Source organism: Streptococcus sp. 2_1_36FAA, from assembly GCF_000161955.2.
Taxonomy (GTDB): domain Bacteria; phylum Bacillota; class Bacilli; order Lactobacillales; family Streptococcaceae; genus Streptococcus; species Streptococcus gordonii.
In genome coordinates this window covers 152,125-178,785 of record NZ_KI391974.1, presented here as the reverse complement: position 1 = coordinate 178,785, position 26,661 = coordinate 152,125, and the positions used below count along the sequence as shown (strand labels likewise).

Sequence of the window (26,661 nt, the reverse complement as noted above, 5' to 3'; positions counted from 1 at the left end):
ACAGGAGAAGAATAACACATGATTTTAATCACAGGTTCAAATGGTCAGCTTGGAACAGAACTTCGTCATCTTTTAGATGAGCGTAATGAGGACTATGTTGCAGTTGACGTTGCCGAAATGGATATTACGAATGCTGAAATGGTTGAAGAGGTCTTTGCAGAAGTTAAACCAACTTTGGTATATCACTGTGCAGCTTATACAGCAGTAGATGCAGCAGAGGATGAAGGAAAAGAGCTTAATTATGCCATCAATGTGACTGGAACTGAAAATGTAGCAAAAGCGGCTGAAGCTCACGGAGCGACATTAGTTTATATTTCTACGGACTATGTCTTTGATGGTCAAAAGCCTGTCGGTGAAGAATGGGAAGTAGATGATCAACCAGATCCTAAGACAGAATATGGTCGTACCAAGCGCATGGGTGAAGAGTTGGTAGAGAAGTATTCTAGTCGTTTTTACATTATTCGTACAGCTTGGGTCTTTGGCAATTATGGTAAAAACTTTGTCTTTACTATGCAAAATCTAGCTAAGACTCACCCAACCTTGACAGTTGTTAACGACCAGCATGGCCGTCCGACTTGGACTCGTACCTTAGCTGAATTCATGACCTACTTGGCTGGAAATCAAAAGGAATTCGGCTATTACCATCTGTCTAATGACGCTGCAGAAGACACTACTTGGTATGACTTTGCAGTTGAGATTCTCAAGGATACGAATGTAGAAGTTAAACCGGTGGACTCAAGCCAATTCCCTGCTAAAGCAAAACGGCCACTCAATTCAACTATGAGCTTGAATAAGGCAAAGGCGACTGGCTTTGTTATTCCAAGCTGGCAAGATGCCCTGAAAGAATTCTATAAACAAGAGAAAAAATAAAAAGAAGAGGCTGAAACAAATGTTTCAGTCTTTTTTATAATGCTTAAAGAAAGCCTGGAATTTATCAAATGATGATCCTCTAATCAATAGAATCTCTTACGGTTCTTCTATTTTTTCGGGTCTAAGCTCACAAAAAAGCTGATAAAATGGTATAATAGATTAGATTGCAATAAATTTGAATCGGAGAAGAATATGCAACATGTCTTTATTATTGGAAGCCGAGGTCTTCCTGCAAAATACGGGGGCTTTGAAACCTTTGTAGAAAAATTAGTTGAACATCAAGTATCTTCTCAGTTGCAATATCATGTTGCTTGTTTGTCAGAGCATGAGACAGGACAGCATACCATGTATAAAGATGTTGATTGTTTTAGTATTAAAGCACCTAAACTAGGTCCAGCTAGAGTGATTGCCTATGATATGATGGCTATTCGCTATGCTTTAAAAATGGTTAAAGAACAAAACATTGAATCACCCATTTTCTACATTTTAGGAAATACGATTGGTGCCTTTATTGCACCTTTTGCCAAAATGATTCATCAAGCAGGCGGGACATTTTTTATCAATCCAGACGGTCTTGAGTGGAAACGGGCTAAGTGGCCTAAGCCTGTTCAAGGTTACCTTAAGTACTCCGAAAAGTTGATGACAAAACATGCAGATTTGGTTATATGCGATAATCAAGGTATTGAATCCTACATCCAGAATGCCTATCCATGGTCTAAGACGACTTTTATTGCTTATGGTACAGATCTTAAGCTTTCTAGCTTGACTGATCAAGATGAGAAAGTTCGAAATTTCTTCGGAAAATGGCAGAGCAAAGAGAAAGAGTATTATCTGATTGTTGGTCGTTTTGTTCCAGAAAATAACTATGAGACTATTATTCGTGAATTTATGTCTTCTGATACCAAGCGAGATTTAGTTATCATATGCAATCATAAAGGAAATGCCTATTTTGAAGAATTGCGTCAGAAAACGAACTTTGATCGAGATAAGAGGATCAAATTTGTAGGGACAGTTTATGACCAGGAACTATTGAAATATATTCGCAATCATGCTTTTGCTTATCTCCATGGTCATGAAGTCGGAGGGACTAATCCAGGCTTACTTGAGGCTCTGGCTCAGACAGATCTCAACCTAGTTTTAGGTGTGGATTTTAATCGACAAGTAGCTAGTGAAACGGCTCTTTATTGGAAAAAGGAAAAGAATAGCTTAGCTGCTTTGATAAATCAAGTGGACAGCCAAAATGACTTTTCTAATTTTGGCCAAACAGCTAAGCAAAACATGAAAGATAATTATACTTGGGAAAAGATTGTCGGTGAATATGAGGAGTTATTCTTATCATGAAAGTAAATATCTTGTTGTCCACCTACAATGGTGAGCAATATCTGAAAGAGCAGGTTGAAAGTATCCAGCAGCAGACCTATCAAAATTGGCAGCTTTTTATTCGAGATGATGGGTCATCGGATGGAACTGTTACGGTTATTCAAAGATTGGTAGCTCAGGATCCACGTATTCACTTTATCAATGAAAATCAGATTGAAAATCTTGGAGTCATAAAGAGTTTTCACACTCTCTTAAAATATGAGATAGCAGACCTTTACTGCTTTAGTGACCAAGATGATGTCTGGCTCCCTGATAAGATTGCACTTCAAGTGGCCGAAGCAGAGAAATATCCTCAAGATAAGCCGTTACTGATTTATACTGATTTAAAAGTAGTGGATGAAAACCTGACTGTTCGGCACGAAAGTATGATTCGTACTCAGTCAGATCATGCAAATACAGAACTGGTACAAGAGTTGACAGAAAACACTGTAACAGGTGGAGTAGCCATGATCAATCACGCCTTGGCTGAGTTATGGACAGGGCAAGAAGCCCATGAACTTCTCATGCATGATTGGTACTTAGCCTTGCTGGCCTCTGCCTTTGGAAAGCTTGTTTATATTGATAAGCCAACCGAGCTATATCGTCAGCATAGCAGTAACGTTTTGGGGGCACGTACTCTTAGAAAAAGGGTGAAAAACTGGGTTCGGCCCCATGTGCTTTTTAATAAGTATTGGCACCTTATCAAGGCTAGTCAAGAGCAAGCAAAAAATTTATTAGATCAGTCTTTGAGCCCTGAAAATAAAGAATTAATTGAAAACTTTGTGACTATCATGGACGTGCCGTTTAGGGAACGCTTAGCACGTATACGCAAATACGGCTACCGTAAGAATCGTGCTTTTCACACATGTGTTTTTACAACCTTGATATTGACAAAGTTTGCTTATAGAGGTAAAAAATAATGTTTGACGTTTTTAGTCATAAAAATCGAATTTTATTACGAGAGTTAATTAAAACGGACTTTAAATTACGCTATCAAGGATCAGCAATCGGCTATCTTTGGTCTATTTTGAAGCCATTGATGACCTTTAGTATTATGTATATCGTCTTTATTCGTTTCTTACGTTTAGGTGGAGATGTTCCTCATTTTCCGGTTGCTTTGTTATTAGCCAACGTTATTTGGGGATTTTTCTCAGAAGCGACTTCTATGGGTATGGTATCGGTTGTTAGTCGGGGCGATCTTTTGCGTAAGCTAAATTTTTCAAAGCATATTATTGTCTTGTCAGCTATTTCAGGCGCGGCCATTAATTTCGCTATCAATTTAGTCGTTGTCTTGATTTTTTCACTCTTTAATGGAGTGACCTTCAGCTGGTCGGCTTTGATGGTGATCCCTCTCTTTCTTGAGTTGTTTTTGATAGCAACTGGTTGTGCTCTGATTTTATCAACTTTCTTTGTCCGCTTCCGTGATTTATCACAAATCTGGGAAGTAGTGCTACAAGCTGGCTTATATGCGACACCAATTATTTATCCTATTACATTTATTGCGGATCGCAATCCATGGGCAGCCAAATTAGTTATGATGAATCCTCTGGCTCAGATTATCCAAGACATGCGTTATTTCTTGATTGATAAGGCCAATACACCTGTCTGGCTTTTGGTTGAAAATAAATTTTTGGTTCTAGTTCCTTATGTATTACCAATTCTTATTTTCCTAGCTGGCTTTGCTTACTTTAACAAACATGCTAAGAAATTTGCGGAGATTCTCTAATGACAGATAAACAAATTGCAGTAAAAGTAGACCATGTCAGCAAGTACTTTAAGTTACCTACTGAGGCAACTAACAGTCTTCGTACTGCTATGGTCAATCGCTTTAAAGGAATTAAAGGCTATAAAGAACAGCACGTTCTTAATGATATTTCCTTTCAAGTAGAAAAAGGAGACTTTTTTGGAATCTTGGGTCGAAATGGTTCAGGGAAGTCTACTCTCTTAAAAATTATTTCTGAAATCTACGTACCTGAAAAAGGTTCCGTCACAATCGATGGAAAGTTAGTTTCTTTCATTGAGCTTGGAGTCGGTTTTAATCCTGAACTAACAGGTCGTGAAAATGTTTATATGAATGGTGCAATGCTGGGCTTCTCAACAGCTGAAATTAACGCCATGTATGATGATATTGTGGACTTTGCTGAGTTGCATGATTTTATGAACCAAAAGCTCAAGAATTACTCTTCTGGAATGCAGGTTCGTCTTGCTTTCTCGGTTGCCATTAAAGCGCAAGGTGATATCTTGATTTTGGATGAGGTTCTTGCAGTAGGAGATGAGGCTTTTCAGCGTAAATGTAATGATTACTTCCAAGAACGTAAGAAATCAGGGAAAACGACCATTCTTGTTACCCACGATATGGGAGCAGTTAAGAAGTATTGCAATAAGGCTGTTTTGATTGAAAATGGTTTGGTTAAGGCAATTGGTAGTCCAGAAAATGTAGCCAACCAATATAGTTTTGATAATACTGCACCTTTGCAACATGGAGGAGAAGCGACTGGAGATGGACAAGCTTCTTCGGATGAACAAGTTCTCGTTGAAAACTTTCAACTACAGTTGTTGAGTTCGAACAAGTTACGCCCGCAAGATCCAATTCAGTTCCAGATTGATTTTGATGTTCGTGAGGATATTCAAACTTATATTGCTCTTTCTTTAACAGATATCGATCGGAATATTTGGATTTATAACGACAATTCGATGAACCAATTAATGACTGGTGCTGGTCACAAAAGAGTTCATTACACTTGTTCACTTCCAACAGTGAATGATTTGAAAATGAAATTGGAGGTAACAGTCCGAGATGCCGAGGGGCAAATGTTGGCCTTCTCAGATGCTACTCAAACTCCACTCATTTTCATCAATCGAGATGATATAGATTTGGATGATAAGTCTGCTATGGATTCAGCAAGTGGCTTAATCCAGCGCAATGGAACATGGTCAATAACGGACTAGACTGAGGGAGATATGGAAACGACGCCTTTTGTTTCGATTATTTGTACTGTTTTTAACAAAGAACCGTGGTTGAAAAAAACTATTGATAGTTTTTTAGCTCAGAAAACAAGTTTTTCCTTTGAAATTATTTTGGTGGATGATGCCTCAAGTGATGGCTCTCGCAAAATAATACAAGACTATCAAGCAAATTTTCCTGATTTAATTCGTGCCTTTTATCATGATGATAATCAAGGGATTGCTAAAACATGGGTTACTATTTGTAAAGAGGCGCGCGGGAAATACATTGCTCGTTGCGATGGTGATGACTTCTGGCTGGATCCTCTAAAACTTCAAAAGCAAGTAGATTTATTGGAGAGTAAGCCTGATTGTAAATGGTCTAATACAGATTTTGATATCTATAACGAAAAGGGAGACTTTGTTTCTAAGGCTGGCTTTGCTAACAACACAATCCCCCTTGCGGATACCTATGAAAAAATGTTGGCTACCCGAGGATTTACCATGGCATCTACCTGGTTGGTTGATAGGGATCTAATGCTAGAAGTAAATCAAGAGTTGGATTTAACTACATCAGATGACACCTTTAATCTGCAAATGGAGCTCTTCCAACGTACCTCTTTAGCTTTTCTAGATGAACCGACGGTTGCGTATACAATTAATCAAGGATCAGATTCACGTCCTTGTGATTTTAGAAAATTAGAACGTCGTTTCCAAAAGTTGTTACAAACGCAACTTGACTATCTTGATAAATATCCTAATGCTGATTTTAAAGAGATGGTTAAGATTCTTCTTGAGCGAAACAATACTTACGAAATTCGTCTATCCAAACCCATGGATTCCTTGTCTCATATTGGGATGGAGTCAGTTACAGTTTATTTTGGGGATGGTGAAAATGCTTACTCAGAAGAGCGCACTTTTGCCAAACTACTTCAAAAAGAAGATAGCTTAACATTTGAAATTCCTAAAGGAACGTCTGTTATTCGTGTAGATATTTCGGAACGTCCAAGTTACTATTCTGAAGTAGAACTGAGGGGGCCTGACGGGAATGTTTCGTCACCTATCTATACGAACGGTGTTATTGCTGACGGCTTGTATTTCTTTATCGAACCCGATCCGCAGTTGATCTATGAAGTTGAAGAAGAAGCAATCTATCAATTGAGCTATAAGATGATTTCTGTGGATGATGCCTCTGCTCCCGATTATATTGGAAAAGTATTTGCGGCTGAAATGTTGGATAGTAGTAATAAGGTTAAAGAGCTTGAAGCTGAATTAGAGGCTACGAAAGAAGCTTACAAGACTATTATCAATTCAAAACGTTGGACTATCCCAACAAAAATTTTGAAATTCTTAAGAATAAGGAAATAAAATGAAACGATTACTTTTATTTGTTCACTATAATAAGTTCAATCAGATTAGTGAACATGTACTTTATCAGCTTGAAAAAATGCGCCCCCTCTTCAGGAAAGTGATTTTCATTTCAAATAGCAAGATAAGTAAAGATCAGGAAGATGGACTGAAGAAAGAACTGGTTGATGAAGTTCTTTTGAGAAAGAATATTGGTTTTGATTTTGCTGCTTGGCGAGATGGAATGAATTCTGTTGGCTTTGAAGAATTAAAAAAATATGATTCAGTCACTTTAATGAATGATACATGCTTTGGACCTTTGTGGGATTTAGAGCCTATATACCAAGATTTTAAAGGTGATAGAAACGTTGATTTCTGGGGAATGACGAATTATCGTAAAGACAAAGATTTTAACGAGCATATCCAAAGTTATTATCTATCATTTAAGAAAAATGTAGTCAATTCAGAAACCTTTCAACTGTTCTGGCAAAACATTCAGGATTATACAGAAGTTCAAGATGTTATAGATCATTATGAAACCCAGGTTACAACTAATTTAGTGCAGGCAGGTTTTCACTATCAGACCGTTTTTAATACAATCCAGGCTGATGCTTCAGGTATGCTCTATCCGGATTTTTCTTACTATAATCCAACCTCTATCCTAAAAAATAGAGTGCCGTTTATCAAAGTAAAAACAATAGCAGCAAATGAAGGATTAACACCTTATATTTTAAACGACATTGAAAATACAACGGACTATCCTGTTGATTTAATTGTCAAACATATGTCTCGTATTGATTTGCCTGACTATCCTTACTTGCTTGGAAGGAAAATTTTAGATTTGTCTCTTCCAATTTCTATACCTGACAAGAAAATAGCTGTCCACCTTCATGTTTTTTATGTAGATTTACTAGCTGAATTCCTTCATGCATTTGAATCTTTCCATTTCTCTTATGACTTATTCATTACAACAGATAGCGAAAAGAAAAAGAACGAGATACTTGACATTTTAGAGGGAAAACAAGCAAAAGCAGAAGTCTTGGTAACAGGAAATGTTGGGCGAGATGTTCTTCCTATGCTTAAATTAAAGAGACATCTATCTCAGTATGACTATATTGGGCATTTTCATACAAAAAAATCTAAAGAAGCTGATTATTGGGCTGGAGAAAGTTGGCGTAAAGAGCTAATTAACATGCTTGTTCATCCAGCAGATCAGATAGTTAGTCAATTAGGACAAGATGATCGCTTAGGGCTAGTCATAGCTGACATTCCTAGCTTCTTCCGCTTTAACAGGATTGTAGTCGCCTGGAATGAAGCCCTGATTTCTCCTGAGATGAATAAACTGTGGGAGCGCATGAACTGTCAAAAAGAAGTTGACTTTAAGCAAATGAATACCTTTGTCATGAGCTATGGAACCTTCGTTTGGTTTAAATATGACGCATTGTCTCCTTTATTTGATTTAAACTTGACGGAGGAGGATGTTCCGAGTGAGCCACTTCCACAAAATTCCATTCTTCATGCGATAGAAAGACTTTTGGTTTATATTGCTTGGGACAAGCAGTATGACTTTAAGATTTCTTATAATCAACTCGGTCTAACAGCTTTTATAGATAACAAGCAACTAAATAATCGAGAAGATTTACAGCCTCATACCTTTGTAGATTTTAACCAGATTGGTGGAATCAAGGGGGCGATGAAATACATCTTTATTGGACCTGCAAGAGCTATCAAATACATCTTAAAACGATTGTTAGGGAAGGGCAAGTCATGAAAAAAGCAGTTAAAATAGAACGTTTTTTATTGTTTATCCTGCCTATTTTATTCTTTTTTATCAATTTGTTCTTAATTCAAAGCCAGTTAGTTAGGGAGACTGATCCAACTGCTCCAGTAAGAATTCTAATTAAGCAAGAACGAATTTTTTACCTCATTGGGTTAGGTGGCATTCCAATTTTACTGTCTTGTTATCGTTTTAAATTTGTATCTCTTATTCGCTTAGCTTATATCTATATTTTGTATTCCTTCTTGTCAAATTTAGTTGAAGATGCTTTAAATATTAATAATGAAAGCTACAAAAGTTGGAATTGGTTTGAGCATATATTTTCTCAAAAGAATTTCTTTCCAGTTTTATTGTGGCTAGTACCTGCTATTGCCATTTTAACCCTGATCTTTAGGACCTTAAAGATAGTGTCTTTTCGTCTCAACAAGATTCAATTGTCATCCAATGTTGAATTCCTTGTTTTGTCACAAATTTTACTATCTTTCCTTTTGACAGATAGTAAATTTCCTCAAGCACTTTACCAAACTGAATGGTTTATGGCTTTGAATCACAAATATGGCAGTGAATTGTTTACAGAACACCATTTCTGGCTTGTAACAGTGATAGTAGCAGTATTTTCTCTGCTAGCAACATTTATTTCCTACCATTTCGTAAGAGGTTTAAGTCACTTACTTAAAAATAGAAGTTCTTATTCTTTAGCGGTGGCAACTAGTATGACGGCTGCAGTTGTCTTTAACTATTTGATTCAAATGGGACTTGGTAAGGGAACACCTTTTTTAGAATACTACCAGTTGCCTGGAGCGACTAGTCTTCAGATCATTATTCTCTTTTTGATCTTCTTGTTCTTTTACCTGCTCATTAATCGGTATTTCTTGACAACAGTCATCTTGGTTGGAGGAATGAGCTTATTTGTAATTGCGAATTCAATCAAGTTTAGCATGCGAGGCGAGCCTGTCTTACCAAGTGATATGATTTGGCTTTCTTCACCAAGTACATTGCTTAGTTTTGTGGATACCTCTTACATGAATGAAGCATTGAAATGGCTAACTATACTGATTATTGGATTTTTAATTCTTAACTATTTCCTGTTCAAAGGAAAAATGATTCAAAAATTCAGTCGTAGGTTTGTAAGATTAGTTTGTGTTTTCTTGTGTTTGATTGGAATTTTTCAGGTATTTGCTCAGAAGGAAAATGGTATGGTCAAAAGAAATATACCTGTCATTACAGTTCTGAATAACTTACAAGATATTACCTGGCTTGGTAATACAAATAATGCACGCTATCGTTCATTAGCTTACGTCTGGATAAATCAATTGACGACAGAAGTAATGGCTAAACCAGAAGGCTATAAGGCGTCTAAGATAAAAGAAATAGAAGAGAAGTATGCTAAAAAGGCAGAGGAGATCAATCAAGCTCGAACAGACAACTTAAAAGATCATACAGTTATTTATGTATTGAGTGAGAGTTTTGCTGATCCAAGACGTATACAAGGGGTCACACTGACTGAAAATCCGATTCCGAATATTGAAGAGATCAAAACTAAATCAACTAGTGGACTCATGAGATCGGATGGTTATGGTGGAGGAACAGCTAATATGGAATTCCAGACTTTAACTGGTTTGCCATTTTATAATATTTCTCAAAGTGTTTCGATACTTTACACAGAAGTTTTTCCTAAGATGAATAAAACTCCGGTTATAAGTGACTTATACGAAAGCAAAAATAGAATTGCTCTTCATTTAGCAGGTGCCGCAAACTATTCAAGAAACTATATCTATAATCACTTGAATTATGATCGTTTTATCACCGTAGAAACAAAAGGAATTAGTTATCAAAAAGAAGGAGTCAGTCCTAGCGATGCTTCAACTTATCAAATAGTCTTGGATAACATTAAAGAAGGAGATAATCAATTCTTTTCTGTAATGACGATGCAAAATCATTCTCCTTGGCTTGAAGCGAATCCTGAAACAATGGAAGGAAAAGGAGAGGGGTTTACAGACGAAGAAAATTCAAAGCTAACCTTCTATAGTCGCTTGCTTTTTCAAACTGATGTAGCAACCAAAAACTTCCTTGATCAACTGTCAAAAATCAATAAGAAAATAACAGTTGTCTTTTACGGTGACCATTTACCAGGGTTGTATCCAACATCGATTTTTAAGAACCAGGAAGAAAATCAATACCTGACAGATTATTTTGTTTGGAGCAACTACGAAACACCAAAACTGAATTACCCACTAGTTAATTCCAGTGATTTCTCAGCTTTAGTCATGGAGCAAACAAATTCTAAAGTCTCACCATACTATGCATTACAAACCGAAGTATTACATAAAGCAAGTGTAGATAAATCTGATCTGGATGCTGAGGCTCAAGAAATAGCTAACGATATGCGAATGATTGAATACGATATGGTTGCTGGTAAAGGATATTTATCAAAAGACTTTTTCAAAGTCCCTCAATAGTTTATAAAAGTGGTTGAAAGCAATCCTAAAGGTTGTTATTTCACCACTTTTTATTTTGAAAATTTCTTATAAAATAATCATTTTATAGGATGATTTATACTCCCATTTTTTCTCAAAATATGCTAAACTAGTTAGAGGAGGATGAGGATATGATAAAGATTTTTGGACAACTTCGATATCACTGGCAACCAGATCTTTCAATCTTAGTTATTTATTGGTCTTTATCTGTCATTCCAATCTTTATTGGACTGTCTTTGATGTATGAGAGTTCGGATGTTCCTACTTTAGTCTTGTTTTTCCTGTTTTTATTTATGGTTTTACTTGGTGTAGGAGTTCATCGTTATTTCACCATTTATGATAATGGGATTTTACGCATCATAACAGCTAATCCCTTTACGCCATCAAAAATCGACATATCAACCATTCGAAAAGTGGCTGTAACGAAAACATCGATCACACTATACTTTGATGGCAAAGAAAAAGGCCGAACTTTTTGTATGAGAAAGTGGCCTAAAAAGTATTTTGTGAATGATTTAGCTTTAAATAAGCATTTTAAAGGTGAAGTCGAATTAGTTGATAACTTGACACACATTGATTACTTTGAAACCTATTATGCTAATCAGGATAAACACTCTTAATCTTTTTTTAGAGCGCGTGTGGGACAATTTTTGATTGCTTCAAGAACATCATCTGATTCTTCAATATGAGTTTCTAGGAGCTCGTTATTGTTGGAAAATTTGACAATACCATTGTCATGGTAATCAAAAAGTTCAGAATAGGTTTGGCAGAGCCCACAAGCAATGCATCGTTCTGGAATGAGTGTTACTTTCATAGTCATATTGTAATAAGATTTTTAGAAAAATTCAAGGAGGAAGTCATGGCAAAAGAACCATGGGAAGAAGATATTTACGATAATGGAGAAAAAGATTTGAAAAGAACAAAAAAATCAAGTGATGTTTTAGCGAATAGAGTCCTAACTATTTTAGCGGTTATTTTCTTCATCATGGTCATTGTGATTGTTGCAGGAATGATTTATCTTTCTGTTGGTGGCGGTGGGAAGACAGCTGCTAAAGAAGGTTTTCTTGATACTAGCGCACCTGCTAGTAGTCAAGTAGCTAGTTCTGCACCTGCTGCAAGTTCTGAAGCTAGTTCTGAGAGCACAACAGCTTCATCTGAAGGAACTATTACTGTTCAAGCTGGAGAAGGAGAAGCAGCCATTGCTGCTAGAGCTGGAATTTCTATTGCTGAATTAGAACGCTTAAACCCTTCTCATATGACAACTGGATCATGGTATGCTAATCCAGGCGATGTTGTTAAAACTCGTTAGGAGGATACTATGAAACAGATTCAAATTGCAATTGATGGTCCAGCTTCCAGTGGGAAGTCTACGGTTGCAAAAATAATTGCTAAAGATTTGGGTTATACTTATCTTGATACAGGGGCTATGTATCGTGCAGCAACTTACCTGGCTTTGCAACATCAGCTGACTGCTGCTGATACAGAAGGTATCATTAGATTATTGGATGACTATTCTGTGAGTTTCGGTCGTTCTGAGTCTGGTCAACAGTTAGTTTTTGTTGGGGATGTAGATGTGACCAACCCTATTCGCGAAAATGATGTTACTAATAATGTTTCTTGGATTTCTGCTATTCCAGAAGTTCGAGAAAAATTAGTAAGCCTTCAGCAACAGATTGCCAGTCAAGGTGGCATTGTTATGGATGGTCGTGATATTGGCACGGTCGTGCTACCAGATGCCGAGCTCAAAATTTTCTTAGTGGCTTCAGTTGATGAACGAGCTGAACGTCGCTATAAAGAGAATTTAGAAAGAGGTATTTCAGCGGATCTTGAAGTCTTGAAGAAAGAAATTGCTGACCGAGATTATAAAGATAGTCACCGTAGTGTATCTCCTTTACGTCCGGCCGAAGACTCCATCACATTTGATACAACTGGAGTTAGTATTTCTGATGTAGTTGCATTTATTGAGGAAAAAGCAAAAAAAATTCTTGACAAGTAAGAAGAAACTTGGTATGATAGTAGAGTTGAGAAAAGCAGAAGTGAGAGCTTCTCGCCTTGCGACTAACGTTGTCTGGCTCTACGGATTAAGTTTCAGTAATGAAATACTATCATGTAGTGCGGGCTTGCGTTAGCAAGTCCGCTCTTGTTTTTCTCGAATACTTAACTAAGTTTGGTCTAATTTAGGGATTTAATGCTAGTTGGTTCATCTGACATAAACATTGAATTCTGAAATCTTGACTCAGATTTGGAAGAGTAGAAAAATAAAAAAGAGGTGAAAACTATAGCAAAGCAAGACTTATTCATCAATGATGAAATCCGTGTACGTGAAGTTCGTTTAATTGGTCTTGAAGGTGAGCAATTGGGAATTAAGCCACTTAGTGAAGCGCAAGCACTTGCTGACGATGCTAATGTGGACTTGGTTTTGATTCAACCACAAGCTAAGCCGCCTGTTGCGAAAATTATGGACTATGGAAAGTTCAAATTTGAGTATCAGAAAAAACAAAAGGAACAACGTAAAAAACAAAGCGTTGTAACTGTAAAAGAAGTGCGTCTTAGTCCGACCATTGATAAGGGAGACTTTGATACTAAACTTCGCAATGCACGCAAGTTCCTTGAAAAAGGAAATAAAGTTAAAGTTTCCATTCGCTTCAAAGGGCGGATGATTACCCATAAAGAGATTGGGGCTAAAGTTTTAGCGGAATTTGCTGAAGCAACTCAAGATGTTGCTATTATTGAGCAAAGAGCTAAGATGGATGGACGTCAAATGTTTATGCAGTTAGCACCGCTTCCAGACAAAAAATAATTTTGTCAAAAGTTAAAAAAAGGAGAAATTTATCATGCCAAAACAAAAAACACACCGCGCATCAGCTAAACGTTTCAAACGTACAGGTTCTGGTGGCTTGAAACGTTTCCGTGCTTACACTTCACACCGTTTCCACGGAAAGACTAAGAAACAACGTCGTCATCTTCGTAAAGCATCTATGGTGCATTCAGGAGATTTCAAACGTATCAAAGCAATGCTTACTCGCTTGAAATAAGAGCAAGTTAATCACTGAACTATTCTAGGAAATATTGGAGGAAATAAAACATGGCACGTGTTAAAGGTGGCGTTGTATCGCGCAAACGTCGTAAACGTATTCTTAAATTAGCAAAAGGTTACTATGGAGCAAAACACATCTTGTTCCGTACTGCAAAAGAGCAAGTAATGAACTCTTACTACTATGCATACCGTGACCGTCGTCAGAAAAAACGTGACTTCCGTAAATTGTGGATCACTCGTATCAATGCGGCAGCTCGTTTGAACGGACTTTCATACTCACAATTGATGCATGGTTTGAAATTGGCTGAGATTGAAGTTAACCGTAAAATGCTTGCTGACTTGGCTGTTAACGATGCAGCAGCTTTCACAGCTCTTGCTGATGCAGCTAAGGCAAAACTTGGCAAATAATTAAAATTGGTCCTCAGGGACCTTTTTTTTGTTTTTAAAATCCTGATTGTAAAAAATATAACGATTTATAAAATCGATAAATGGGAACTTGCTTTCAAAAATGTTATAATATACAAAAGGAGGAATTATATCTTATGGCTTCAAAAATGCTACATACTTGCTTGCGAGTGGAGAACCTTGAAAAATCAATCGCTTTTTATCAAGATGCTTTCGGATTTAAAGAATTGCGTCGCAAGGATTTTCCAGATTATGCCTTCACCATTGTCTATCTAGGACTTGATGGTGACGACTATGAATTAGAATTAACTTATAATTATGATCACGGACCTTATGTCATTGGAGATGGTTATGCTCACATCGCCCTTAGCACACCTGATCTTGAGGCTCTCCATCAGGAACATAGTGCTAAAGGTTATGAAGTTACCGAACCAAAGGGTCTACCAGGTAATCCACCAAACTATTACTTTGTTAAAGATCCTGATGGCTACAAGGTCGAAGTGATCCGTGAGAAATAAAAAGGATATAGTTTTAATATTTCAAAAAATAAAATAACTCCGGCAATTTTTTTTGCCGGAGTTATTTTATACATTAAGAACCTTGTCTAGGAAATCTTGTAAGCGTGGATGCCGAGGGTTGTCGAAGATTTGGTCAGGTTTTCCATCTTCAAGGAATTCACCATCTGCTGTAAAGATAACACGATTAGCTACTTGACGTGCAAAGCCCATTTCGTGAGTTACGATAATCATTGTCATACCTTGCTCTGCTAATTCTTTCATAACATTTAGAACGTCACCGACCATTTCTGGGTCAAGAGCAGAAGTAGGCTCATCAAAGAGCATAATATCGGGGTTCATAGCTAAGCCACGAGCGATAGCTACACGTTGCTTTTGACCACCAGAGAGGCTGTTAGGGCTAGCATCGGCCTTGTCAGCTAATCCAACCTTTTCTAGTAATTCCATTCCCAAGGCATCCGCTTCAGCTTGGCTCATACGCTTATGCTGAACAGGAGCGAAGGTGATATTTTCAAGAACAGTCATATGTGGAAATAGGTTGAAGTGTTGGAAAACCATTCCGATATTTTCACGAACTAAGTCTACATTAGTGTTTTTGTCAGTTAGATCAAAACCATCAACAGTGATGGTACCACTAGTAACTTCTTCAAGTAGGTTAAGACTACGAAGAAAAGTTGACTTTCCTGATCCAGAAGGACCGATAATACAAACGACGTCCCCTTCATAAAACTTAGCAGTAATACCTTTAAGGACTTCATTTTCTCCATAGTATTTGTGAAGGTCATTTACATCAATTTTTAATTTTGCCATTATTGGATCCTCTTTTCTAAGCGTTTAGCTAATCTAGTAAGGAAAGTAATAATCAAAAGATATAAAACAGCGAGAATAGCGTACATACGGAAACTTTGATAGTTACGAGCGATGATGTTCTTACCTGTTTGGAAGAGCTCTACAAGTCCGATTGCTGATACGATTGTAGTATCTTTAAGCGCAATTACAAATTGGTTGACAAAGTTTGGAAGCATGATTTTAGTTGCCTGTGGTAAGATGATTTTTCTCATAGTCTTAGAATAGGAAATACCCAAACTCCGGCTTGCTTCCATCTGTCCTACAGGTACTGCTTGGATACCGCCACGCACAATTTCAGCAATATATGCGCCTGAATTAAGAGAGAGAGCAATGGTACCAGCCACAAAATCGTTAATAGGACTTTGCTGGTTTGTAATTGATTCAATCAAGTTCGGTATACCCCAGAAGATAAAGGCAGCAAGAATCATAAGTGGCACACCACGAATGACATCGACAAAGATTTCAGCAATCCAACGTAGTGGTTTATAAGGGCTGACACTAAACATTCCAAAGATAATACCGATTACTAAAGCTATAGCGAAGGAAAGAAGTGCTAAAGCGATCGTTACACCAAAACCTTTAAGAAGTTGAGGATAATTATTCTTTAAGAGTCCCAAAATAGTTGATTCATCAACTTCTGATTCAGAAGAATTATCTGCTAGGTATTTTTCGAGAATCTTATCGTAAGTTCCATTCTTTTTCAAGTTAGCTAGTCCATTGTTGAACATCTTAATCAATTCAGGATTGCTTCCTTTTTTTACGGCGAAAGCCAATTTACCGCTAGGAGTTCCTTCGATAGGTGTTTTAAATTTTTTCCCTTGCTTAATGGCATATCTAATGACAGGTTCATCATCCATGATAGCTGCTACTGAACCGGAATTCAGACTATCATAGAGAGAAGCGCCATCAGAAAAAGTCTTAATTTTGTAACCATACTTCTTTTGATTATCAGTTAAGAAAGTTTGAGAGGACGTCCCATTTTTAACACCGACAGTTTTCCCTTTTAAGTCTTCATAAGAAGAAATGGTGCTGGATTTAGCCACAGCTAAGATTGAATTTGCTGAATAATAAGAATCTGAGAAATCGAAGGTCTTTTTTCGTGCATCCGTTACAGTCATTCCTGCAATCATACCATCAGCATGACCGGTTTGTACATCGTTAAGCGCCACATCAAAACCAGGATTTTTAATGGTGATATTGAAGCCTTGATCTTTAGCAATGGCTTTGATCAAATCCATATCAATACCTGTATATTGATTGTTATTGTCTTGAAAAACGAAAGGTGCAAAAGAGGAATCACTGGAAATAACGTATTTTGATTTTACAGGTGTTGCTTTATCTTCTGCATGAACAACGCTACTAGCAAAAGTAAGTAGCGAAGAGAATGTTAGTAAAAGTGCTATAATTTTTTGTTTCATACTAGTCTCCTTTTTAGAATATTGTACGATTATATCAGAAATTGACGAAGATAGCAAATTTTAACGAGTTTATGTTAGATTATATAACATCAATCACTTAATCTCATCGATTTGGAAACATGCTGTGTTTACTGATTGCCCTATTTTAGTTATCATTTTCAAGCAATTAATAGTTTTGTTATTTTAATAAGATTTATTACCTATGTTTCAAAATTCAATTTGCATAGTTTAGAACGGACTTTATTCTTGTCTGTCAATGAAATGTAGGATAAAAAAAGAATGATGATAGAGTTGTGGACCATTGGCTCACATCCAAATCCAGAGAAAATAGGGCAAATATGGTAAAATGATAGAAGCACAATTTGAGGAATAAAAGATGATTAACAGAATAACAGATAATAAATTTGAATTGATTTCCAAGTATGAGCCTTCAGGAGATCAGCCCCAGGCTATCGAGCAGCTGGTGGATAATATTGAGGGCGGCGAGAAAGCCCAGATTCTCATGGGGGCGACTGGTACTGGTAAGACCTATACCATGAGTCAGGTTATCGCTCAGGTCAACAAGCCGACTCTGGTTATCGCCCACAATAAAACGCTGGCTGGCCAGCTTTATGGCGAGTTTAAGGAGTTTTTCCCCAATAACGCGGTGGAATACTTCGTTTCCTACTATGATTACTACCAGCCTGAGGCCTATGTGCCTTCCAGCGATACTTATATCGAAAAGGATAGCTCGGTCAATGACGAGATTGATAAGCTCCGTCACTCAGCGACATCTGCCCTTCTAGAGCGCAATGATGTGATTGTCGTGGCTTCTGTCTCTTGTATCTATGGTCTGGGTTCACCTAAGGAATACTCCGATAGTGTGGTTAGCCTGCGTCCTGGACTTGAAATTTCCCGTGATAAGCTACTCAATGACTTGGTAGATATCCAGTTTGAGCGCAATGACATTGATTTTCAGCGGGGGAAATTCCGGGTTCGTGGTGATGTGGTAGAGATTTTCCCAGCTTCTAGGGATGAGCATGCTTTTCGGGTGGAGTTTTTTGGAGATGAGATTGACCGGATTCGTGAGGTTGAAGCCTTGACAGGTCGAGTCTTGGGTGAGGTGGACCATTTAGCTATCTTCCCAGCCACTCACTTCGTAACCAATGAAGACCACATGGAAGTGGCGATTGCCAAGATTCAGGCGGAGCTGGAGGAGCAGCTAGCTATCTTTGAGAAGGAAGGCAAGCTTCTGGAAGCCCAGCGCTTGAAACAGCGCACAGAGTACGATATCGAAATGCTGCGCGAAATGGGTTATACGAATGGTGTTGAGAACTATTCTCGCCACATGGATGGTCGGAGCGAAGGAGAGCCGCCTTATACCCTTTTGGACTTTTTCCCTGATGACTTCTTGATTATGATTGACGAGAGTCACATGACCATGGGACAGATTCGCGGTATGTACAATGGCGACCGCTCTCGTAAGGAGATGTTGGTTAATTATGGTTTCCGCTTGCCGTCTGCCTTGGACAACCGTCCGCTGCGCCGAGAAGAATTTGAAAGCCATGTTCACCAGATTGTCTATGTATCGGCTACGCCGGGCGACTATGAAAATGAACAGACGGATACTGTTATTGAGCAGATTATCCGACCGACAGGGCTTCTGGATCCAGAGGTGGAAGTCCGCCCAACTATGGGACAGATTGATGATCTTTTGGGTGAAATCAATGCACGTGTTGAAAAGAACGAACGCACCTTTATCACAACCCTGACCAAGAAGATGGCGGAAGATTTGACGGACTACTTCAAGGAAATGGGAGTCAAGGTCAAGTATATGCACTCGGATATCAAGACATTGGAGCGGACTGAGATTATCCGTGATTTGCGCTTGGGTGTCTTTGACGTTTTGGTTGGGATTAACCTGCTACGCGAGGGAATCGACGTACCCGAGGTTAGTCTGGTGGCAATCCTTGATGCGGACAAGGAAGGTTTCCTCCGCAACGAGCGTGGCCTGATCCAGACCATCGGTCGGGCAGCCCGCAACAGCGAAGGGCATGTGATTATGTATGCGGATACCATGACCCAGTCCATGCAGCGTGCTATCGACGAAACTGCCCGCCGTCGGGCAATCCAGATGGCTTATAATGAAGAGCACGGCATTGTACCTCAGACCATCAAGAAAGAAATCCGCGACCTAATCAGTGTGACCAAGGCTGCCCTGCCAGACAAGGAAGAAACAGTCGAAATCGAAAGCCTCAACAAGCAAGAACGCAAGGATATGATCAAGAAACTGGAAGGCCAGATGCAAGAAGCTGCCGGACTCCTCGACTTCGAACTAGCCGCACAGATTCGCGATATGATTCTGGAAATAAAAGCAATGGATTAAAAAATATAGTTAGTGCCAAAGTTGCTAACTAAGTTCTTAATTACATCTCTAGTCAATGAGTCACTATGTAAAAAAATAAGTTAGAGAAGTTTAAGTGGGGGAATTGAAGTGAAAAAGGATTTAATTAAACTAATACTTATTTTCTTTATTTCAATTTTTGTCATAGGCTTGTTACCGATAGTTCAATTTTTTTGGGCATTTATGCCGACAAAACTTGTTACGAAAGAGGAAAAGCAGCATATTGAATATGTTGTGAACACAGCTTTTGAAGATGATTTAGGATTGAAGGTTAAGAAAATAGAGATTCCAACTTTGGTTAGTCGTGTTACTTATCAATATTATGTAAAAGTTCAATTGGCAGAAGGCGCAGAGAAAATTTTAACAGAGAAGTTAGAAGATAGGACTTATTCCTATTATGCTAATAGTGATGATAAACCATCTTCGATACTAACAAATCTTATCTTTTCTTATGTCTTAGATACAAATTCCCATCCTATGTTGAATACCTTATATTTTGATAAAGAGTCTGTTCTAAAGCCAGTGAAATTTAAGGAGCTGAGAACAGATTTAGATTACTATGTAACTGATGACCAAAAAGGGTTTTATCGTGATTTGGTTCAAATTAAAAAAGAACTAAAGTATAATCCCAAGACAGAGAAGTATGATGCTTCAGCAGATGAAATAAAGAAATTGAGAAAAGATATGATTCAATTGTCAGAAAAGTATGGGGCTCAATTGAATTTGTATCTCAATCTGGAAGGTGATATTCCTGAAGGAGCGAGTCTAACTGACTATGTTGATTTTGCTAGCTTACCCAAAAATGTTTATGTAGTTGTTTGGGGAGAAAAAGGGAAATTAGATAGCAATGGTTTTCAGGCGGAATAATTGAAGATTGATTTATTCAAGGAGAAAAACAAATGGACATCACTATCAAAGCAATGGAAACAGCTGAGGAGATAGAAGGGAAATCCCGAGTTCATTGGCGGACATGGCGTGAAGCTTATGATGAGATTTTGCCTGCGGAATTTCAAGAGCAGATGACTTTGGATAAGTGCCGATTTTATAGTCAAAAGTATCCTGAAAATACCTTGATCGCTTTGGATGATGCTAAAGTGGTCGGCTTTGTTAGCTACGGTGATTTTCGAGATCCAGCTAGGATAGCTGGTGAAATTTTCGCCTTGTATGTCTTAAAAGATTATTATGGCAAAGGTGTAGGACAGCAGTTAATGCAGGCTGCTTTTGCTGCCTTGTATGGTTATCAAGAGATTATATTATGGGTTTTAGAAGATAATAAACGTGCCATCGCCTTTTATGAAAAAATGGGTTTTGTTTTTGACGGTGAGGAAAAAGTCATTGACTTAGGAAAAGCCGTGAAAGAAAAACGGCTGATTTACTCGAAAAACTCTAACAGTTAGTTTGGACATAATAGATATATTTTAAGGAGCACACATGCGTTATGCACTTTTACTCCGCGGCATTAATGTCGGAGGAAAAAACAAGGTTGTTATGGCTGATTTGAAGAAGGATTTAGCAGAGTTGGGTTTTGAAAATCCAGTTTCCTACATCAACAGCGGCAATCTTTTCTTTGATAGCGAGGAGCAGGAGGAGAGGATTTGGGAGAGCTTGACTGCTTATTTCAGTCGGTCTTATGATTTTCCCCTGCCTTTTGTCCTTGTCAGCTCTGCCATGCTTGAAAAAGAAACAGCCAATCTGCCTACTTGGTGGCAGGATGAAACAGCTTTTCGGCGAGATGTTCTCTTTTATCTGCCGGAGATAGACAGGGAGAGCGTTCAAGAGCTGGCAGGCAGTTGGGCAAATGACAAGGAGCAACTGCATTTTGGGCAGACAGCTTTCTTTTATAGCAATGCTGATCAAGCAGACTACCTCAAGTCCAACTATCATAAGAAACTGCTCAAGTCTAGTTTCTACAAGCAACTGACCATCCGAAACGGCAAGACTTTCCAGAAGATTGTGGAGTTGGTGAATGAGAAGTAAAACCAAAAAGAAAAATAAAAACAAAAGAAAAGTAAAAGTTCAGGGGAACAAGTTTATCCTTTGGTTGGAAAAGCATTGGATAGTAGAAGCTCTTTTAGGTTATATATTTTTTATAATGGTTGGTCTTGGCGTAGGATATTTAACATTTGGTAATGAGAGTATCCCTGCTCCGCTTCGTGAGTTTAGCTATATTAGCCCCTTGTATTTAAATTTGTTTCTTTTGATCACTTTTCCATTCTATTCTTGGTTTGGAAGTCTGAGAGGAGAGGGGAGCAACTCGCTGGAAGGTATTTCAGAATTTTTTCTCTATCTAAATGGCCCGATTTTTCTTTTTCATTGTTTTGTAGGGATTAGATTGAAACACGGAAAAGGTTTTTTGCCACCTTTAATCACTTTGGATTATCGCTATGTTTGGTTTCCGATTGCTACCTATCTAATCTTTTTCTTCATTTCAGGGTTAACGATGTTGATTTTAAAATATAATGAAAAAAAGAGGAAAAATCATGACAAAAGAAAATCTGTCTAAATTATTTTCATTTAAAACACTCTATCTGGCCTTGCTAACCTTCGTCATTCTTCATTTGATTTTGTTAGCTTTTGGCCTATCCTTTACTCCGGTTTTGTGGAATGGTTGGTTTTTCATTCTTTGTTTGACCTTCTTTATCCATCCTTGGATAGTCTTTTTTAGAACAAGGGATTTTCAATGGTACCACCTTATCTTTCAATTGTTCAGTGCATTAGTGGTACTTTATCTTTGGTTTGCAGCATTCTTTGTTTTGTCAATCATTCAAAATCCTGCTATTCCCATCAATATAGACTATCATATACAAGATAAAGAAATCATCATTGTTAGAGGTTTTTTGGTTCATAGTACTTATGAACATCATGAATTGATCAATCCCTTTATCATGAAGTCAGAAGTAAAATACAACGAAGATATGTTTTAATAACTTAGAAAGCAAGTTGATCCATAGCCTGTTTGAGATCTAGTCATAATCTTGAGAAGAAGAAAAATATTATGAAATATTTAAATGTGTATAGAATCGTTTATCTTGCCTTGTTATCCTTTGTCATTTTCCATCTTATTTTATTAACATTTGGTTTAGCATTTATTCCTACTCTGTGGAATTTCTGGTTTTTTTGTCTTTGTTTAACCTTATTGTTCCATTTATGGGGTCGATTTTATAAATCAAGGGTAAATCAAAAGCGTCATCTTATTCTAGAGCTCTTTAGTGCTTTTGTATCTTTTTGTATCTGGGGTGTTTTGCTTTTAGCTTTTTCTTTTATAGAAGATTCACGCATTCCAATTACAGTAGATTGTAGAATAGTAGATAGAGAAGTTATCATCGTTAGAGGATCTTTGCTTCATGGTTATCGTGAATACCACGATTTAGTTAATCCTTTTATGATGAAGTCCGAAGTAAAATTTCGGGATGAATATTAACAAATAGAAAGTGAGTGAATCCATGTCATGTGCCCAAGAAACGATTTTAACTAATATTTGCCTTATAGAAGATCTCGAGAACGAACGTGTGGTTATGCAATACCGCTCTCCTGAGCGTAATCATTGGTCTGGCTATGCCTTTCCGGGTGGCCATATCGAGAAGGGCGAGTCTCTCCATGATGCAGTTGTGCGTGAGATTTTAGAGGAAACAGGTTTAACCATTCGTCATCCAAAATTGGTCGGGGTAAAGAACTGGCATACGGATGAGGGAATTCGCTATATCGTCTTTTGCTACAAAGCGACTGAATTTTCTGGTCAGATTCACTCGACAGAAGAGGGCGAGATTTCTTGGGTAGACAAGAATGCTCTGCCAAAACTAGACTTAGCCTATGATATGCTAGAACTTCTGCGTATGATGGAAGATGAGGAGCTTTCGGAATATTACTATCACGAGTGGATAGAAGGTGGTTGGCGTAAAAGTATGTACTAAAAAAACTGACTAGGTTAGATCCTAATCAGTCTTTTTTTGTTTACTCCAACAAAAACCCCAAATCCCTCAAAGCAGTCTCAACATAATCCAAATCCTGTTGAGAGTCAGCTTGGATCAGGTGATAGTGAACTCCATCTGTCAGCTCAGATAAAGGACGGAATTGAGATCCTTCGACCTGTTGAAGAAAATGTTGGACATCACGGCGACAGGTCAGCTTCAGGTAAGTCTGTATTTCACCATAAACTGGATGCTCAATCAGAATATTCTGGACTCGACCACCATTATCAACAATGGCTAATAGTTCAGTTTCCATATCTTCTACGCCATGTTTAATCTTGAATAGCCGATGAAAAGTAGGAATGTCGTCAGTTCCTTTATATAGATATCCACGATTGGTTGAAAGAATGGGAGCACCATCAGCTCTAAGCAAGGCAATATCTTGAACAATAATCTGTCTGGGAACATGAAAATGCTCAGCCAAAGCTTGACCATTGATAGCAACACTAGATTGTTTTAAAAGTTCTAATAATTTTTCTTTTCTTTGCTTTGTCATAGCTTCATTTTAAGACAAATAAGAATAAGTTGCAAGGCTTATCTAATTTTTTTCAAAGCTTGGAAAATAAAATCGGAAATCAGAAAGTCTACGATACTGTGAATAACAGTACCAAAGCCAACCAAAATAACTAAAAGATAAAAAAGATTTCCATTTGGATAGGAAGTCGAACTATAGAAAAGTAGACAAGCAAGAACTTCTCCTAATGCGTGGATAATGGCCATTACAATATTGAAAATCCACTTCTTAATTGGATTATTTAAGGTTTCGGGAGCTTTCTTCAAATAGAAAGCACCAAGGGTACCGAATACAATATGAGAGAAAGCACGTAAAACAATCACAAATTGATAGCCGGAAACCAAAAAACCATAAGTCGATCCTAAAATGACAATCACAGTCATTAGAGGCGAGATAAACATGGCTAGAAAGATAGCGACATGGCTCCCTAGTGTATAAGAGGCCGGCGGTATGACAATTTTCAAGGGCATGACCATAGGAATAGCAATTGCTAAGGCTGTGAGCAAAGCGGTCATGGTTAAAAATTGATTTTTAGATTTAATTTTCATTATAATCTCTTTTATGTGTATATACAGTAGTATAGTACACTGTTTTATCAAGCAAGTCAAGGGGAATTTGAAGCAAGCCTTAGAGCATTAGCCCGAGTTTTTCATTTATAACAAGGAATGGTATAATATAATGAAGAAATTTCATGAAAGAGGATAATCCATGAACGAAATCAAATGTCCCAACTGTGGGGAAGTCTTTACAGTAAATGAAAGTCAGTATGCCGAACTCTTATCCCAAGTGAGAACGGCTGAGTTTGATAAGGAATTGCACGATCGGATGAAGCAGGAACTGGCCCTAGCTGAGCAAAAAGCCATGAATGAGCAACAGTCTAAACTAGCTCAAAAAGACCAAGAAATCGCTCAATTGCAGAGTCAAATCCAAAACTTTGATACAGAAAAAGAACTCGCTAGGAAAGAAATAGAGCAGACAAGCCATCAAGCCTTATTGGCCAAGGACAAGGAAGTACAGGCCTTGGAAAACCAATTGGCTACCTTACGTTTGGAGCACGAAAATCAACTGCAAAAGATACTTTCTGACCTAGAAAAAGAACGGGATCAGGTCAAAAACCAGCTCCTCTTGCAAGAAAAGGAAAATGAATTGTCATTGGCTTCTATTAAGCAGAATTACGAAGCCCAGCTCAAAGCAGCTAGTGAACAGGTCGAGTTCTATAAGAATTTCAAAGCCCAACAATCTACAAAAGCTATCGGGGAAAGTTTGGAACAGTATGCAGAGAGTGAGTTTAACAAGGTTCGTAGTTTTGCCTTTCCAAATGCCTACTTTGAGAAGGATAACAAGGTCTCTGCGCGAGGGTCTAAGGGAGATTTTATCTTCCGTGAATGCGATGAAAATGGTATCGAAATCATTTCCATCATGTTTGAGATGAAAAATGAAGCGGACGGAACAGAGAAGAAGCATAAGAATGCAGATTTTTACAAAGAATTGGACAAGGACCGTCGGGAGAAAAACTGTGAGTATGCCGTTTTGGTGACCATGTTAGAAGCAGATAACGACTACTTTAACACAGGGATTGTTGACGTCAGTCACGAGTATGAAAAGATGTATGTGGTCCGTCCTCAGTTCTTTATTCAGTTGATTGGTCTCCTGCGAAATGCGGCGCTTAATTCTCTTAAATACAAGCAAGAGCTAGCCTTGGTTCGGGAGCAGAATATTGATATTACCCATTTTGAAGAAGATTTGGATGCCTTCAAAGTAGCTTTTGCAAAGAACTACAACTCAGCTTCGACCAACTTTGGCAAAGCCATCGATGAAATTGACAAGGCTATTAAGCGTATGGAAGAGGTCAAAAAGTTCCTAACCACATCTGAAAATCAACTTCGCCTTGCCAACAACAAACTAGACGATGTCTCAGTTAAAAAATTGACCAGAAAAAATCCAACCATGAAAGCGAAGTTTGAAGCGCTGAAGGGGGAGTGAGAAAATAATGTTTTACTCTTCGAAAAATAAGGTCCTTCAACTGGATCAGAAAAACATGGATTATGTGACCTTTGGTAAAGGAAAGAAGTCTCTCGTTATCATACCAGGGTTGGGGGATGGATTACAGACAGTTAAGGGCATGGCTCAAATGCTAGCTTTAACTTACCGAGAATTTGCCAAGGTTTATAAAGTTTATGTTTTTAGTCGCATCAACAAACTTCCAGAAAATTATACAATACAAAATATGGCTGCTGATGTAGCGGATGCCATGGATGTCTTAGGACTAAAAAGTTCTGTTGTGATGGGGATTTCCCAAGGCGGCATGATTGCTCAATGGCTAGCTGTAGATTTTCCAGAAAAAGTTGAAAAATTGATTTTAGCTGTAACAACAGCAAAACTTAGTGATCTTGGCACGGAGCGTATTAGACGCTGGCTGAACCTGAGTCAAACTGGGACTTATAAAGAACTAATGTTTGATATTGCTAGCCACTCTTACACAACTAAATCCTTTGGAAAGTTTAAATACCTTTATCAAATAATGGGAATCTTTGGTCGCATTAAAGATAAACAACGTATTGCTATTCAGGCTGCATCTTGTTTGAAACATGATAGCCTAACTGTTTTGGAAAAAATCAACTGTCCTACGCTAATCATTGGAGCGGAAAAAGATGATGTTCTAGGCATAGAAGCTTCGGTTGAATTGCATCAGCATGTTAAAGGTAGCCAGCTCACTATTTTGCCAGAGTGTGGCCATGCACTCTATGAACAGCATAAGAATTTCCAAAAGAGAGTTTTAGTATTTTTAGAAAGTTAATC

29 protein-coding genes, 1 pseudogene and 1 other annotated feature are annotated in these 26,661 nt (G+C 37.9%); of the genes and pseudogenes, 25 read left to right on the top strand and 5 right to left on the bottom strand.

What is annotated here, in order from left to right:
• The first annotated feature begins 18 nt into the window (after positions 1–18).
• The 9 genes from rfbD (at position 19) to HMPREF0847_RS03300 (ending at position 11,393) form a co-directional block, all read left to right on the top strand.
• Positions 19–870: a dTDP-4-dehydrorhamnose reductase gene (gene rfbD, locus HMPREF0847_RS03340; protein ID WP_008808784.1), complete on the top strand. Its 852-nt coding sequence runs from the start codon at positions 19–21 to the stop codon at positions 868–870.
• 192 nt (positions 871–1,062) lie between these two features.
• Entirely contained in the window at positions 1,063–2,211 is a 1,149-nt protein-coding gene (gene cps2T / locus HMPREF0847_RS03335; RefSeq protein ID WP_008808783.1) for a beta 1-4 rhamnosyltransferase Cps2T, read from the top strand.
• Positions 2,208–3,149, top strand: coding sequence for a glycosyltransferase family 2 protein (locus HMPREF0847_RS03330; RefSeq protein WP_008808782.1), 942 nt, complete (start codon positions 2,208–2,210; stop codon positions 3,147–3,149). Before cps2T ends, HMPREF0847_RS03330 begins: the two co-directional genes overlap by 4 nt.
• Positions 3,149–3,955, top strand: coding sequence for an ABC transporter permease (locus HMPREF0847_RS03325; protein WP_008808781.1), 807 nt, complete (start codon positions 3,149–3,151; stop codon positions 3,953–3,955). The genes HMPREF0847_RS03330 and HMPREF0847_RS03325 overlap by 1 nt, the downstream gene beginning before the upstream one ends.
• On the top strand, positions 3,955–5,178 hold the full coding sequence (locus HMPREF0847_RS03320) for an ABC transporter ATP-binding protein (protein ID WP_008808780.1): 1,224 nt from the start codon (positions 3,955–3,957) through the stop codon (positions 5,176–5,178). Before HMPREF0847_RS03325 ends, HMPREF0847_RS03320 begins: the two co-directional genes overlap by 1 nt.
• A 12-nt stretch (positions 5,179–5,190) precedes the next feature.
• Positions 5,191–6,540, top strand: coding sequence for a glycosyltransferase (locus tag HMPREF0847_RS03315; protein WP_008808779.1), 1,350 nt, complete (start codon positions 5,191–5,193; stop codon positions 6,538–6,540).
• A 1-nt stretch (position 6,541) separates the two neighbouring features.
• Entirely contained in the window at positions 6,542–8,290 is a 1,749-nt protein-coding gene (locus HMPREF0847_RS03310) for a rhamnan synthesis F family protein (protein WP_008808778.1), read from the top strand.
• Entirely contained in the window at positions 8,287–10,755 is a 2,469-nt protein-coding gene (locus tag HMPREF0847_RS03305; protein WP_008808777.1) for an LTA synthase family protein, read from the top strand. Before HMPREF0847_RS03310 ends, HMPREF0847_RS03305 begins: the two co-directional genes overlap by 4 nt.
• A 149-nt stretch (positions 10,756–10,904) precedes the next feature.
• On the top strand, positions 10,905–11,393 hold the full coding sequence (locus HMPREF0847_RS03300) for an EbsA family protein (protein ID WP_008808776.1): 489 nt from the start codon (positions 10,905–10,907) through the stop codon (positions 11,391–11,393).
• On the opposite strand, the gene HMPREF0847_RS03295 is transcribed toward HMPREF0847_RS03300, so the two are convergent.
• Positions 11,390–11,587, bottom strand: coding sequence for a ferredoxin (locus HMPREF0847_RS03295; protein ID WP_301335834.1), 198 nt, complete (start codon positions 11,585–11,587; stop codon positions 11,390–11,392). The genes HMPREF0847_RS03300 and HMPREF0847_RS03295 overlap by 4 nt on opposite strands.
• A 45-nt stretch (positions 11,588–11,632) precedes the next feature.
• Here HMPREF0847_RS03295 and HMPREF0847_RS03290 point away from each other — a divergent pair, with 45 nt between their 5' ends.
• The 6 genes from HMPREF0847_RS03290 (at position 11,633) to gloA (ending at position 14,733) form a co-directional block, all read left to right on the top strand.
• Positions 11,633–12,082, top strand: a complete 450-nt coding sequence (locus HMPREF0847_RS03290; RefSeq protein WP_008808774.1) for an SAG1386/EF1546 family surface-associated protein — start codon at positions 11,633–11,635, stop codon at positions 12,080–12,082.
• A gap of 9 nt (positions 12,083–12,091) precedes the next feature.
• Positions 12,092–12,769, top strand: a complete 678-nt coding sequence (gene cmk, locus HMPREF0847_RS03285; RefSeq protein ID WP_008808773.1) for a (d)CMP kinase — start codon at positions 12,092–12,094, stop codon at positions 12,767–12,769.
• Positions 12,770–12,795: 26 nt separating this feature from the next.
• Positions 12,796–12,925, top strand: a sequence feature (ribosomal protein L20 leader region).
• Positions 12,926–13,042: 117 nt separating this feature from the next.
• The gene (gene infC / locus HMPREF0847_RS03280) at positions 13,043–13,573 is read left to right on the top strand and encodes a translation initiation factor IF-3 (protein WP_008808772.1); all 531 of its coding nucleotides are present in this window, start codon (positions 13,043–13,045) and stop codon (positions 13,571–13,573) included.
• 34 nt (positions 13,574–13,607) lie between these two features.
• The gene (gene rpmI / locus HMPREF0847_RS03275; RefSeq protein WP_001125942.1) at positions 13,608–13,808 is read left to right on the top strand and encodes a 50S ribosomal protein L35; all 201 of its coding nucleotides are present in this window, start codon (positions 13,608–13,610) and stop codon (positions 13,806–13,808) included.
• Positions 13,809–13,858: 50 nt separating this feature from the next.
• Positions 13,859–14,218 (top strand): 50S ribosomal protein L20, encoded by a 360-nt coding sequence (gene rplT / locus HMPREF0847_RS03270; protein ID WP_000124830.1) that lies wholly within the window; start codon positions 13,859–13,861, stop codon positions 14,216–14,218.
• A 134-nt stretch (positions 14,219–14,352) separates the two neighbouring features.
• Positions 14,353–14,733 carry a lactoylglutathione lyase gene (gene gloA / locus HMPREF0847_RS03265; RefSeq protein WP_008808771.1) on the top strand — a complete coding sequence of 127 codons (381 nt, stop codon included), beginning with the start codon at positions 14,353–14,355 and terminating at the stop codon, positions 14,731–14,733.
• A 66-nt stretch (positions 14,734–14,799) separates the two neighbouring features.
• Here gloA and HMPREF0847_RS03260 read toward each other — a convergent pair whose 3' ends face one another.
• Together HMPREF0847_RS03260 and HMPREF0847_RS03255 are read right to left on the bottom strand one after the other, a co-directional pair.
• On the bottom strand, positions 14,800–15,540 hold the full coding sequence (locus tag HMPREF0847_RS03260; RefSeq protein ID WP_008808770.1) for an amino acid ABC transporter ATP-binding protein: 741 nt from the start codon (positions 15,538–15,540) through the stop codon (positions 14,800–14,802).
• Positions 15,540–16,925: pseudogene (locus tag HMPREF0847_RS03255) on the bottom strand (amino acid ABC transporter substrate-binding protein/permease); the annotation flags it as partial. The pseudogene HMPREF0847_RS03255 and the gene HMPREF0847_RS03260, both read right to left, overlap by 1 nt.
• Before the next feature lie 448 nt (positions 16,926–17,373).
• Between HMPREF0847_RS03255 and uvrB the strand changes: the two are divergent.
• The 8 genes from uvrB to HMPREF0847_RS03215 all read left to right on the top strand — a co-directional run bounded on the left by uvrB (position 17,374) and on the right by HMPREF0847_RS03215 (position 23,291).
• Complete coding sequence (uvrB, locus tag HMPREF0847_RS03250) at positions 17,374–19,362, top strand: excinuclease ABC subunit UvrB (RefSeq protein ID WP_008808768.1); 1,989 nt, start codon at positions 17,374–17,376, stop codon at positions 19,360–19,362.
• Positions 19,363–19,470: 108 nt separating this feature from the next.
• Positions 19,471–20,247 carry a hypothetical protein gene (locus HMPREF0847_RS03245; protein ID WP_008808767.1) on the top strand — a complete coding sequence of 259 codons (777 nt, stop codon included), beginning with the start codon at positions 19,471–19,473 and terminating at the stop codon, positions 20,245–20,247.
• A 32-nt stretch (positions 20,248–20,279) separates the two neighbouring features.
• Positions 20,280–20,777, top strand: coding sequence for a GNAT family N-acetyltransferase (locus HMPREF0847_RS03240; RefSeq protein ID WP_008808766.1), 498 nt, complete (start codon positions 20,280–20,282; stop codon positions 20,775–20,777).
• Positions 20,778–20,811: 34 nt separating this feature from the next.
• On the top strand, positions 20,812–21,357 hold the full coding sequence (locus tag HMPREF0847_RS03235) for a DUF1697 domain-containing protein (RefSeq protein ID WP_008808765.1): 546 nt from the start codon (positions 20,812–20,814) through the stop codon (positions 21,355–21,357).
• Positions 21,347–21,883 carry a hypothetical protein gene (locus HMPREF0847_RS03230; RefSeq protein WP_008808764.1) on the top strand — a complete coding sequence of 179 codons (537 nt, stop codon included), beginning with the start codon at positions 21,347–21,349 and terminating at the stop codon, positions 21,881–21,883. The genes HMPREF0847_RS03235 and HMPREF0847_RS03230 overlap by 11 nt, the downstream gene beginning before the upstream one ends.
• Positions 21,861–22,304, top strand: coding sequence for a hypothetical protein (locus tag HMPREF0847_RS03225; protein WP_008808763.1), 444 nt, complete (start codon positions 21,861–21,863; stop codon positions 22,302–22,304). The genes HMPREF0847_RS03230 and HMPREF0847_RS03225 overlap by 23 nt, the downstream gene beginning before the upstream one ends.
• Before the next feature lie 71 nt (positions 22,305–22,375).
• The gene (locus HMPREF0847_RS03220; RefSeq protein ID WP_008808762.1) at positions 22,376–22,801 is read left to right on the top strand and encodes a hypothetical protein; all 426 of its coding nucleotides are present in this window, start codon (positions 22,376–22,378) and stop codon (positions 22,799–22,801) included.
• Between the two features lie 22 nt (positions 22,802–22,823).
• Positions 22,824–23,291, top strand: a complete 468-nt coding sequence (locus HMPREF0847_RS03215) for an 8-oxo-dGTP diphosphatase (protein WP_008808761.1) — start codon at positions 22,824–22,826, stop codon at positions 23,289–23,291.
• Between the two features lie 40 nt (positions 23,292–23,331).
• Here HMPREF0847_RS03215 and HMPREF0847_RS03210 read toward each other — a convergent pair whose 3' ends face one another.
• Positions 23,332–23,844 (bottom strand): transcription repressor NadR, encoded by a 513-nt coding sequence (locus tag HMPREF0847_RS03210; RefSeq protein WP_008808760.1) that lies wholly within the window; start codon positions 23,842–23,844, stop codon positions 23,332–23,334.
• A 38-nt stretch (positions 23,845–23,882) separates the two neighbouring features.
• Positions 23,883–24,410, bottom strand: a complete 528-nt coding sequence (locus HMPREF0847_RS03205) for a hypothetical protein (RefSeq protein ID WP_008808759.1) — start codon at positions 24,408–24,410, stop codon at positions 23,883–23,885.
• A gap of 160 nt (positions 24,411–24,570) precedes the next feature.
• Here HMPREF0847_RS03205 and HMPREF0847_RS03200 point away from each other — a divergent pair, with 160 nt between their 5' ends.
• Both HMPREF0847_RS03200 and HMPREF0847_RS03195 read left to right on the top strand, forming a co-directional pair.
• Positions 24,571–25,845, top strand: a complete 1,275-nt coding sequence (locus HMPREF0847_RS03200; protein WP_008808758.1) for a DUF2130 domain-containing protein — start codon at positions 24,571–24,573, stop codon at positions 25,843–25,845.
• Between the two features lie 7 nt (positions 25,846–25,852).
• Complete coding sequence (locus HMPREF0847_RS03195) at positions 25,853–26,659, top strand: alpha/beta fold hydrolase (protein WP_008808757.1); 807 nt, start codon at positions 25,853–25,855, stop codon at positions 26,657–26,659.
• Positions 26,660–26,661 lie beyond the last annotated feature (2 nt).

Coding starts and splice junctions, on each gene's coding strand:
- rfbD (WP_008808784.1), top strand. CDS start 19: ATGATTTTAATCACAGGTTCAAATGGTCAGCTTGGAACAGAACTTCGT.
- cps2T (WP_008808783.1), top strand. CDS start 1,063: ATGCAACATGTCTTTATTATTGGAAGCCGAGGTCTTCCTGCAAAATAC.
- HMPREF0847_RS03330 (WP_008808782.1), top strand. CDS start 2,208: ATGAAAGTAAATATCTTGTTGTCCACCTACAATGGTGAGCAATATCTG.
- HMPREF0847_RS03325 (WP_008808781.1), top strand. CDS start 3,149: ATGTTTGACGTTTTTAGTCATAAAAATCGAATTTTATTACGAGAGTTA.
- HMPREF0847_RS03320 (WP_008808780.1), top strand. CDS start 3,955: ATGACAGATAAACAAATTGCAGTAAAAGTAGACCATGTCAGCAAGTAC.
- HMPREF0847_RS03315 (WP_008808779.1), top strand. CDS start 5,191: ATGGAAACGACGCCTTTTGTTTCGATTATTTGTACTGTTTTTAACAAA.
- HMPREF0847_RS03310 (WP_008808778.1), top strand. CDS start 6,542: ATGAAACGATTACTTTTATTTGTTCACTATAATAAGTTCAATCAGATT.
- HMPREF0847_RS03305 (WP_008808777.1), top strand. CDS start 8,287: ATGAAAAAAGCAGTTAAAATAGAACGTTTTTTATTGTTTATCCTGCCT.
- HMPREF0847_RS03300 (WP_008808776.1), top strand. CDS start 10,905: ATGATAAAGATTTTTGGACAACTTCGATATCACTGGCAACCAGATCTT.
- HMPREF0847_RS03295 (WP_301335834.1), bottom strand. CDS start 11,587: ATGAAAGTAACACTCATTCCAGAACGATGCATTGCTTGTGGGCTCTGC.
- HMPREF0847_RS03290 (WP_008808774.1), top strand. CDS start 11,633: ATGGCAAAAGAACCATGGGAAGAAGATATTTACGATAATGGAGAAAAA.
- cmk (WP_008808773.1), top strand. CDS start 12,092: ATGAAACAGATTCAAATTGCAATTGATGGTCCAGCTTCCAGTGGGAAG.
- rpmI (WP_001125942.1), top strand. CDS start 13,608: ATGCCAAAACAAAAAACACACCGCGCATCAGCTAAACGTTTCAAACGT.
- rplT (WP_000124830.1), top strand. CDS start 13,859: ATGGCACGTGTTAAAGGTGGCGTTGTATCGCGCAAACGTCGTAAACGT.
- gloA (WP_008808771.1), top strand. CDS start 14,353: ATGGCTTCAAAAATGCTACATACTTGCTTGCGAGTGGAGAACCTTGAA.
- HMPREF0847_RS03260 (WP_008808770.1), bottom strand. CDS start 15,540: ATGGCAAAATTAAAAATTGATGTAAATGACCTTCACAAATACTATGGA.
- uvrB (WP_008808768.1), top strand. CDS start 17,374: ATGATTAACAGAATAACAGATAATAAATTTGAATTGATTTCCAAGTAT.
- HMPREF0847_RS03240 (WP_008808766.1), top strand. CDS start 20,280: ATGGACATCACTATCAAAGCAATGGAAACAGCTGAGGAGATAGAAGGG.
- HMPREF0847_RS03235 (WP_008808765.1), top strand. CDS start 20,812: ATGCGTTATGCACTTTTACTCCGCGGCATTAATGTCGGAGGAAAAAAC.
- HMPREF0847_RS03230 (WP_008808764.1), top strand. CDS start 21,347: ATGAGAAGTAAAACCAAAAAGAAAAATAAAAACAAAAGAAAAGTAAAA.
- HMPREF0847_RS03225 (WP_008808763.1), top strand. CDS start 21,861: ATGACAAAAGAAAATCTGTCTAAATTATTTTCATTTAAAACACTCTAT.
- HMPREF0847_RS03220 (WP_008808762.1), top strand. CDS start 22,376: ATGAAATATTTAAATGTGTATAGAATCGTTTATCTTGCCTTGTTATCC.
- HMPREF0847_RS03215 (WP_008808761.1), top strand. CDS start 22,824: ATGTCATGTGCCCAAGAAACGATTTTAACTAATATTTGCCTTATAGAA.
- HMPREF0847_RS03210 (WP_008808760.1), bottom strand. CDS start 23,844: ATGACAAAGCAAAGAAAAGAAAAATTATTAGAACTTTTAAAACAATCT.
- HMPREF0847_RS03205 (WP_008808759.1), bottom strand. CDS start 24,410: ATGAAAATTAAATCTAAAAATCAATTTTTAACCATGACCGCTTTGCTC.
- HMPREF0847_RS03200 (WP_008808758.1), top strand. CDS start 24,571: ATGAACGAAATCAAATGTCCCAACTGTGGGGAAGTCTTTACAGTAAAT.
- HMPREF0847_RS03195 (WP_008808757.1), top strand. CDS start 25,853: ATGTTTTACTCTTCGAAAAATAAGGTCCTTCAACTGGATCAGAAAAAC.